General features: G+C 68.2%; 9 protein-coding genes and 1 pseudogene. 7 read left to right on the top strand and 3 right to left on the bottom strand.

Going from position 1 to position 9049, the window contains the following annotated elements; translation table 11 throughout:
* Nucleotides 1-119 precede the first annotated feature (119 nt).
* Nucleotides 120-1307, top strand: a complete 1188-nt coding sequence (locus LQV45_RS12235; RefSeq protein ID WP_230007258.1) for a tyrosine-type recombinase/integrase — start codon at nt 120-122, stop codon at nt 1305-1307.
* Between the two features lie 205 nt (nt 1308-1512).
* Here LQV45_RS12235 and LQV45_RS12230 read toward each other — a convergent pair whose 3' ends face one another.
* Nucleotides 1513-2583 (bottom strand): IS1249 family transposase, encoded by a 1071-nt coding sequence (locus LQV45_RS12230; protein WP_290370242.1) that lies wholly within the window; start codon nt 2581-2583, stop codon nt 1513-1515.
* Nucleotides 2584-2696: 113 nt separating this feature from the next.
* Entirely contained in the window at nt 2697-3032 is a 336-nt protein-coding gene (locus tag LQV45_RS12225; RefSeq protein ID WP_230007257.1) for a hypothetical protein, read from the bottom strand.
* 172 nt (nt 3033-3204) lie between these two features.
* On the opposite strand from LQV45_RS12225, the gene LQV45_RS12220 reads away from it, so the two are divergent.
* The 3 genes from LQV45_RS12220 to LQV45_RS12210 all read left to right on the top strand — a co-directional run bounded on the left by LQV45_RS12220 (nt 3205) and on the right by LQV45_RS12210 (nt 4609).
* Nucleotides 3205-3618: a PPOX class F420-dependent oxidoreductase gene (locus LQV45_RS12220; protein WP_230007256.1), complete on the top strand. Its 414-nt coding sequence runs from the start codon at nt 3205-3207 to the stop codon at nt 3616-3618.
* A 167-nt stretch (nt 3619-3785) separates the two neighbouring features.
* Entirely contained in the window at nt 3786-4169 is a 384-nt protein-coding gene (locus tag LQV45_RS12215; RefSeq protein ID WP_230007255.1) for an ATP-dependent DNA ligase, read from the top strand.
* A gap of 47 nt (nt 4170-4216) precedes the next feature.
* Nucleotides 4217-4609, top strand: coding sequence for a TIGR03618 family F420-dependent PPOX class oxidoreductase (locus LQV45_RS12210; protein ID WP_230007254.1), 393 nt, complete (start codon nt 4217-4219; stop codon nt 4607-4609).
* A gap of 4 nt (nt 4610-4613) precedes the next feature.
* Here LQV45_RS12210 and LQV45_RS12205 read toward each other — a convergent pair.
* A pseudogene (locus LQV45_RS12205) lies at nt 4614-5740 on the bottom strand (SLC13 family permease).
* A gap of 81 nt (nt 5741-5821) precedes the next feature.
* Here LQV45_RS12205 and thrS point away from each other — a divergent pair.
* The 3 genes from thrS to LQV45_RS12190 all read left to right on the top strand — a co-directional run.
* Complete coding sequence (thrS, locus tag LQV45_RS12200; RefSeq protein ID WP_230007253.1) at nt 5822-7831, top strand: threonine--tRNA ligase; 2010 nt, start codon at nt 5822-5824, stop codon at nt 7829-7831.
* Entirely contained in the window at nt 7828-8394 is a 567-nt protein-coding gene (locus LQV45_RS12195) for an HIT domain-containing protein (protein WP_230007252.1), read from the top strand. Before thrS ends, LQV45_RS12195 begins: the two co-directional genes overlap by 4 nt.
* Before the next feature lie 55 nt (nt 8395-8449).
* A partial coding sequence (locus LQV45_RS12190; RefSeq protein WP_230007251.1) for a hypothetical protein occupies nt 8450-9049 on the top strand: 600 nt, incomplete at its 3' end.

Raw genomic sequence — 9049 nt, 5'->3', positions numbered from 1 at the left:
ACATGTCGGTCGCGCAACTGCACGCGCTGTGCGGCGCTCTCGGGCTCTCGGTAGCCGCGGTGGTATCCGCGGCTGCGCAGGCGGTCGATCGTCAATAGACGAGGCACAGGGAGCCGCTCGTGGCTTGGACTGAGAGACAGCGGTCGGGCAAATACACGGGCTACTACCGGAACCCTGCCGGCGAGCGACGCAGCGCGGGCACGTTTCCTCAGAAACGCGCAGCGCAGCGCGCCGCCGATGGGGCCGAGGTCACCGCGCGCCAGCCGGGTGCGCTCGACCCGAGGGCCGGGAAGATCACGTGGGGCGAATGGGTGGATGAGTGGTGGCCGACGCGCGAGATCGAGCCGGCGACTGACGAGAACGAATCGAGCATGGTCCGTAACCACCTCCGCCCCCATTGGGGGGCGATGCCGCTCGACTCGATCACGCGCGTAAGCGTGCAGGGGTGGGCGACGCAGGCCGTGCGCGAGAACATCGGCACGGCAGAGAAACCTCGCTACCGCGCCGCCTCGTCGATGCAGCGCTACCTGAACGTGTTCGTGTCGAGCCTGACGGCAGCCGTCGATCACAAGCTAATTCCGGCTAACCCCGCGACCAAAATCAAGCTGCCGGCAACCACCCCGAGTGACGCGGTGTTCTTCACCCGCGAGGAATACGCGCGCCTCCTCGCGGTCGTGCCGATGGAACGCGATCGCGCCGTGCTGAACTTCCTCGTGGGCACGGGGCTGCGTTGGGGGGAAGTCGCAGCGCTGCATACGCACCGGGTCGACCTGCGTCACCGGTTCGTCACGGTCGCCGACACGACCGACGGGAAAGAGATCAAGCCCTATCCAAAGGGTCGGCGTGTGCGTCACGTTCCTCTGCAGCCCTGGGTGACCGAAGGGCTTTCGATGCCGCTCGCGCGCGACTGCGGGGTGCCACACAGGCGGGGCGGCTCGTGCCCGTCCGCGCTCATGTTCCCCGGCGCACGGGGCCGAGTGCGTGACGATCGCAACTTCTATCGGCAGGTGTTCGAGCCGGCGTTGCGCGCGGCCGGGCTCGCGCACCTCGGGGCGACGATCCACGACCTGCGCCACACCTACGCGTCATGGCTCGCGCAGGACGGCGTTCCGCTCGGCCGCATCGCCGAGCTACTCGGCCACGCGTCGACGTCGACGACGGAGATCTACGCGCACTTCTCGCGGCCGTTCGGCGTCGACGACACTGCGCGCGCCCTGCCCGATCCGCGCATGGCAAATGCATGGCAAAACGCCGCAATCACTGACGATCTCGCACTACGTCGCGCAATCAGAGAATCCGGCGCCTGACCGGTAATTTACTTCGTCCGACTATGGTTCGCCATGCCGCGCGATATCCGGTAGATATTCCTTCACACGGAAGAGGTCATCAGTTCGAGTCTGGTATCGCCCACCACACAAGCCCCCGGTTCGCCGGGGGGCTTCGTCGTTTCCTGCCGGGGGTCTTATGGTCTCGACGGCTTATAGGCCAGAAATAGTGGATGGTTTGGGCGTGTCAGGTGCGTCCTGCCCATCCTGTTCTGAGCCAGAGGCCTTCGGTGGGGTCGAGGGCGGTGTCGTAGAGCGGTTGTTCGGGGGCGTCGTCGGTGGGTTTCTCGTGTGCTTGTGGCGTGGGTGGGTGTGCGTGTCGGTGCGCGTGTTCGAGAGAGACTTCCTGCAGGAGGAGGAACCATTCGACGGCTCGGCGTTGGTGGGCGACGGGCATGCCTCGGTGGTGGCGCAGTAGGTGCCGGATCTGGGAGTTGAGTCCTTCGAGGCGTGAGGTGGTCCGCGGGGTGTGGTGGCGGACGAAGGTGAAGACGTGGCCGTTCTCGGCGACGCGTTGCAGGATGCCCCAGGCTTTGCGTAGGGGTTTGTGGGTGTAGCCGAAGTGACCGTTGTCGTAGAGGGTGCGTTCGCGTAGGAGGTGTCCGTAGGTTTTCCACCAGGCTTCCAGCGTGAGCCGCCAGGTGATAGCGGCGTCGACGGTGTGGACATCGCTGAGGGCGAGAGCGATTTGGCGGAGGTCTTTGCCGGCTCGTAGGCGCGGGTTCCTTGTCAGTTCGCGGGTGACGTTGAGTTGCAGGTGGAAGATGCAGCGTTGGATGAGCGCGCCGGGCCAGTGCAGCGCGAGGGCGGAGCGGATGCCGGATCCGCCGTCGGTGACGACGACCTCCGGGGCAGGGATCTGTGCGAACAGCGCGCCCCAGGCGGCTGCTGACTCGCGGGCGGCCCACTGCCATCCCACGATCGTGTTGGTGTCAGTGATCGCGATCAGCAGGCACCAGGTCTCGATCCAGACCCCATCGACCAGGATCACCGCGTGGACTTCCCCGGTGACGGGCAGACGGGGCTGGAGGTCCCAGCACCAGGCGGTGTCGCGGCGGAACGAACGGGCGCTGCGATCGTGGGCAAGCTCGGTTTGAGCGGCCTTGCCCATCAGCCAGGTCAGGAACCGGTGGAGTTGTTCGCGGCGTGTGACATCCGGCCGACGGCGAACGCTGGAAGACCCGCATGAGCGACATCGCCAGCGCTGCGTTCCGGAGGGGTGCCGGCCGTTCTTCACCAGCTTCGACCCGCATACCACGCAGAGGCCCTGATTCGAGGGAAGGTCCACGACTAAGGGTCGCGGACCATACCGATCCCTGGATTACCCCGGAAACACGCGGCTAAACAGACGTTCCATCCACTCTTTTTGGCCTATAACCCGTCTCGTTCGCGCTTTCGCGCACCACCTGACGCAGGCTGAGGCGGATGCTCGGCGACGTCGCCGAGCCGCTCACCTGGCTTCGGGATCTGCTCGCGGGCGGGGGAGACGTTCCGGATCGACGGATCGGCGGACTCCGGCCGGCCGCGTCGGATGTACCAACTCACCGGCAACTCGCGCGCTCCGAACCAGCCGCGACGGGAGCGCACCAGGGTGAAACCCTGATCCCGCAGGTCGAGCGCGTGCTCGTAGGTCATGGGCGTCGGGGCGATGCGGACCCAGCCCGCCCGATAGTCGTAGACGTGGGTCGCGATGTGGTGGCGAGACATGCGAACCTCCTCCTCTCGAAGGGTCGCACGGACCCCACCCCACGACGAGGCACGGCGTGTTCCATTCGTGTGAACAGTGGGCGACGCGGCACTTCGTGTTCTCACCTGAGCGCGAATGCGCGTCCTCCGCAATCCCCGTTGCCGCGGGCGCGAAGCCGCCTAGCGTAGGACCATGACCGTCCCCGACACCCTCTGGCGCGAGATCGCGTCGTCCTCCTTCGTCTCGTTCGGAACGTTCCGTCGAAACGGCGAGGAGGTCGCCACACCCGTCTGGATCGCGCGCGACGGCGACGAACTCCTCGTCACCACGGAGCGCAACACCGGCAAGGTCAAACGACTCCGGAACGACCCGCGGGTGACCCTGCGCCCGTGTTCGCGGATGGGTGCGGTCGAGCCGGATGCCATCACCGTCCAGGCCCGCGCCCGGATCGCGGGCCCGAGCACCGAGGACAGCCGCGCGGGTGCGGCGTTCCGTCGCAAGTACGGATGGCAGTTCCGCGCGATCACGGGGTTCGAAGCACTCGTGCGACGCGTCCAGCGGCGCCCCGGCGACCGCGTCATTCTGCGTATCTCCCGCGCCGATTGATCCACCCGACCGCGATAGCGACATTCCTCGGTGAACGCAAGCGGGTGTCCCCTCCTCGAGAACCGCGCGAGGGTGGATATCGATAGCGGCGGCATCCCCTGGCATCCGCGTTCGTCATTCTCCTCAGGAATGCGCGGTCGCTCGAGGATGCTCTCCCGGAGGTACCCGTGGGGAAGTTCATCTACGACAGCAGCGTCAAGGTCGAGTTCGAGGATCGTCTGCTGGCCCACCTTCAGGCCGTGATCATGGCCAAGGTGCGCCGCGGTGAGAGCTTCCCGTTCACGTGGAAGGACGACATCAGTATCGGCGGGGGACGCACGACGGTGTACGTCCACCCCTACGTGTCGATGGTGTTCAAGTATCACGGCAGCCGGAACCCGCAGTTGAGCAACTCCTGGTTGCACGCGCTCACTTACAACGCCAACTCGGGACGCGGTCTGTACGTCATCCCCGAGCCCGACGAGTCGGCCCCGCGAGAGCCCGAGCCGCGCAAGGGGATGGTGTTCCGCGAGGTCCCGAACACGCAGGTCGGCCAGGCGGCCACCGTCTGACAGCCGCGCGGGGAATACCCCCGCCGACACCGACCGTTGAAGAGGACATGACCGACTGGAACGCGGCACGGCCGTTCTTCGAGACGACCGCCATCGCCCACCTGTCCACGCTCATGCGCGACGGTTCCCCGCACTCCGTGCCCCTCTGGGTCGACGCGGACGGGGATCGCCTCGTGTTCTTCACCGAGATCGACAAGCTCAAGGACAAGAACCTCCGGCGCGACCCTCGCGTGGCCGTTTCGGTGACCGGAGCCGACAACCCGTTCGCGATGGCGTTCGTGCGCGGCGTGGCCACCGAGCGCCTTGACGGCGACGATGCGATGCCGTTCGTCGACCGCATCTCCCGCCTCTACACCGGTGAGCCCTACTCGATGCGTTCGGGGCTCGCCGTCTGGTTCGTCGAGCCGCGCCGCGCGTGGGCCCACACCTACGAGGACTGAGCGCTCACAGCGCCAGAGGAAGCACCGCCAACAGCAGGATCAGCGGCGCGATCACGGCCCCGATCAGCACGAATCTGCTCCATCGCACCTGGATCCCGGCGGCGACCAGACGGTCGTGCCAGAGCAGCGTCGCCAGAGACGCCCACGGCGTCACGATCGGACCCGCGTTCACCCCGATCAGCAGGGCCGCGAGACGCGCGGGGGAGCCCGCCACCGACTCCATCGCCAGGTATGCGGGCAGATTGTTGATGCCGTTCGCCGCGAGTGCGCCGACCCCCGCGAGCTGCCAGAGCGCGGGCAGATCTTCGCCCGTTCCGGCCAGCACCGAGGTGATCCGACCGATCCCGACGGCCTCCAGTGCACCCACGGCCAGGAACAACCCGCCCGCGAAGACCAGGAGCGACCACGGAACGAGACGGATGCCGAGAGCCTGCGGCGCGCGCACGGCGAACACGACCACGAGCACGACAGCGGCCGCGAGGGCCGGCATCCACGGGTCGAGCCCGATCACCAGCAGCGGCAGAAGCGCGAGCGTGACGATCGCCGAGACACGCAGCAGCACGGGATCGGCGACGGCGGGAGCGGCGGCATCCGGGTAGGTGCGAGGCAGTTTTCGCAGGAACACCGCGGTGAGCACCGCGACGGACACGGCCCGAGGAGCGCGAGGAACGCCACCGGGTCGTGTCCGCCGAGCGCATCGGATGCCAGCAGGTTGGTGAGGTTGGACACGGGAAGCACCAGCGACGCGGTGTTGGCCAGGACCACCGTCACGAACGCGAACGGCAGCGGGTCGAGCTTCCGCGCGACCGCCATCGCGACCACCACCGGGGTCAGCAGCACAGCCGTCGTGTCGAGCGACAGGAACGCCGTCGCCACGGTCGCCAGGGCCACGACGAGAACCCAGAGCCACGCGGTCCGTCCCCGGGCGAGACGCGCGAGGCGCGCAGCGACGACGTCGAAGAGCCCCGCCGTGGATGCCAGCTCCGCCACCACGGTGACCGCGACGACGAACAGCAGGATCGGCCAGACGCGGTCGGCGACGGCGAGGGCCTCGTCGGCGGGCAGCACACCCGTGAGAAGGGCGATCGCGCCGAGGATCCAGAGCACGCCGCCGATGATGGCCAGAGTCACCGCTCCACTATGGGGCACGCCGCGTGCCGTCGAGGCCACGCCCGACGGGTAGCCTGGAATCGACCCATCCAGGAGACCGCCTTGACTGATGCCGCCCTGCCGTCGGAGCAGACCTACCCCGCCGACGGCTTCGCCCTCTTCCCCGACCGTTCGGTCGTCGCCCTGCGCGTGAACGGTGAGCTGAAAGACCTCGCCACGACCGTCACGGCCGACGACGAGGTCGAGCCGGTCACGATCGACAGCCCCGAGGGCCTGTCGATCCTGCGGCACTCCACCGCGCACGTCCTCGCCCAGGCGGTGCAGCGCGTCAAGCCGCAGGCGAACCTCGGCATCGGCCCGCCCGTCACCGACGGGTTCTACTACGACTTCCAGGTCGACGATCCCTTCACTCCCGAAGACCTCAAGGTCATCAAGAAAGAGATGGAGCGCATCGTCCGCGAGAACCAGCGCTTCGTCCGTCGCGTCGTCACCGACGACGAGGCCCGGGCCGAACTCGTCGATGAGCCGTTCAAACTCGAGCTCATCGGCCTGAAGGGCGGCTCCGCCGAGGCCGCCGAAGGGGCGAACGTCGAGGTCGGTGCCGGCGAGCTCACGATCTACGACAACGTGAACCGCGACGGCGAGACGGTGTGGAAAGACCTCTGCCGTGGACCTCACGTGCCGGGCACGCGCCTGATCGGCAACGGCTGGGATCTCACGCGCATCGCCGGCGCCTACTGGCGCGGCAGCGAGAAGAACCCGCAGCTGCAGCGCATCTACGGCACCGCGTGGGCGACGAAGGATGACCTGCGCGCCTACCAGCACCGCCTCGAGGAGGCCGCCAAGCGCGACCACCGCAAGCTCGGCAAGGATCTCGACCTGTTCTCGTTCCCCGACGAGATCGGTCCGGGGCTGAGCGTCTTCCACCCCAAGGGCGGGATCATCCGGTACGAGATCGAGCGGTACATGCGCGAGCGCCTGCTCGCCAGCGGGTACCAGGTCGTGAACACGCCCCACATCACCAAGGGCGACCTGTTCATGACCAGCGGTCACCTGCAGTGGTACGCCGACGGCATGTACCCCCCGATGGTGCTCGACGAGGTCGTGGATGCCGACGGGCACGTGTCGCGCGAGGGCCAGGAGTACTACCTCAAGCCCATGAACTGCCCGTTCCACAACCTGATCTTCCGCTCGCGCGGACGCAGCTACCGCGAGCTGCCGCTGCGCCTGAGCGAGTTCGGGTCGGTCTACCGCTACGAGAAGAGCGGCACCCTCGCCGGCCTCACCCGCGTGCGCGGCATGACGCAGGACGACACCCACATCTACGTCACCGCCGGTCAGGTCAAGGGCGAGCTGACCCACAGCCTCGACTTCGTGCTCCAGACGCTGCGCGACTACGGCCTGAACGACTTCTACCTCGAGCTCTCGACGAAAGAAGAGGGCAACCCCAAGTTCATCGGCGACGACGCGCTGTGGACCGAGGCGACCGAGACCCTCCGCGAGGTCGCCGAGGCTTCCGGTCTCGAGCTCGTGCCCGACCCGGGCGGCGCGGCGTTCTACGGCCCCAAGATCTCGGTGCAGGCCCGCGACGCGATCGGGCGCACGTGGCAGATGTCGACGATCCAGCTCGACTTCAACCAGCCCGAGCGGTTCGAACTCGAGTACACCGGCCCGGACGGCGAGAAGCACCGCCCCGTGATGATCCACCGCGCCCTGTTCGGTTCGGTGGAGCGTTTCTTCGCGATCCTGCTCGAGCACTACGCCGGTGCCTTCCCCGTGTGGCTCTCGCCCGTGCAGGTCGTCGCCGTCCCCGTGGCCGAGGAGTACGGCGAGTATCTCGACGGCATCGTCGCCGAGCTGCGCACGAAGGGCGTCCGCGCCGAGGTCGACCACAGCGACGACCGCATGCAGAAGAAGATCCGCACGCACACCACGCAGAAGGTGCCGCTGCAGCTGATCGCCGGCGAGCAGGACCGCGCCGGTGGCACGGTCTCGTTCCGCTTCCGCGACGGCACGCAGCTCAACGGCATCCCCGTCGACGAGGCCGTCACGCGCATCACCGGCGCGATCGCGGGCCGCGCACTGGTCGACACCGCCGAGGACCTCGCGTGACGACAGAACCGGATGCCACCGCGTCCGGCGACGAGGCCCTCGTCGCCGCCGCGGAGCTTCCGGGCGTGCCGGACGAGTTCCAGCGCCTGTGGACGCCGCACCGCATGGCGTACATCTCGGCCGGGCGTGAACCGATGGAACTCAACTGCCCGTTCTGCGCGGCTCCGGGCAAGTCCGACGAGGACGGCCTGATCGTCGCGCGCGGGAAGAGCGCGTACGTCCTGCTGAACCTGTTCCCGTACAACTCGGGACACCTGCTCGTCTGCCCGTACCGTCACATCGCGACGTACGACCAGGCGACCGACGAAGAGGTCGCCGAAATCGGGGCCCTGACGCAGCGGGGGATGCGGGTCCTCCGCGAAGTGTCGCGCTGCGACGGCTTCAACCTCGGAATGAACCAGGGGGCGATCGCGGGCGCCGGCGTCGACGCGCACCTGCACCAGCACATCGTTCCGCGGTGGGCGTCGGATGCCAACTTCTTCCCGATCATCGCCAAGACCAAGGCGCTACCGCAGCTGCTGGGCGACGTGCGGCGCACGGTCGCCGCCGCCTGGAACGCCTGACCTCCGCCGCGCAACCCCGCCGATCGATCGACGGTCACGCGGCTACGGTGGCCAGATGAAGGCTCGCGTCCGTCCCCTCGTCCTGTCGCTCATCGTCGCCATGGCGCTCGGCACCACCACCGGGTGCATCCGACTCCCGAGCCCCCTCGGCCCCGAGGGAGCCGGAGCGCCCCTCACGGCACCCGCCGACCCGTCCAGCCCGGCGCCGCTTCCCGACGCCTCGGCCAGCCCCGACGCCGGCGACGAGTGGGGCGACGCGTTCGCCGAGCGCGACCGGTTCTTCGAGGAGCAGCAGCTGCCCTTGGACGGCACACCGCTCGTGGCCGTCACCCCCGAGCAGAAGGAGTTCATCGCCCAGCAGAAGGCGTACGTCGAGGAGCAGGGCGCCACGTGGACCGCGCAGGAGGAGAGCCTCTCGCTGGCCCTCGCCGCCGACGCCTGCGAGACCGCGATCTTGAACGCCCACGCGATCGACGCCGACCTGCTGCGGACGCACGTGGCCACGTCGCCCCTGTTCGCCCAGCTCGTCCCCGCCGATCTGCAGGGCGACGACCGCACGTCCGCCGAGGCGCCCGTCGCGAGCGTCATGGTCTTCGGAACGACGTTCCTCTGCCCCGACGACGGCGACGCCTGGATCGAGGCGTACACCGAGGTC

The sequence above is a fragment of the Microbacterium sp. Bi128 genome (genome assembly GCF_918698205.1).
The sequence above is the reverse complement of the archived record's forward strand: the minus strand, read 5'-3'. Positions and strand labels throughout refer to the sequence as shown.

Bases quoted from the DNA above. Each gene is read 5' to 3' on its own strand.
- LQV45_RS12220 (WP_230007256.1), top strand. From the start codon at position 3,205: ATGACCGTCCCCGACACCCTCTGGCGCGAGATCGCGTCGTCCTCCTTC.
- LQV45_RS12210 (WP_230007254.1), top strand. From the start codon at position 4,217: ATGACCGACTGGAACGCGGCACGGCCGTTCTTCGAGACGACCGCCATC.
- LQV45_RS12225 (WP_230007257.1), bottom strand. From the start codon at position 3,032: ATGTCTCGCCACCACATCGCGACCCACGTCTACGACTATCGGGCGGGC.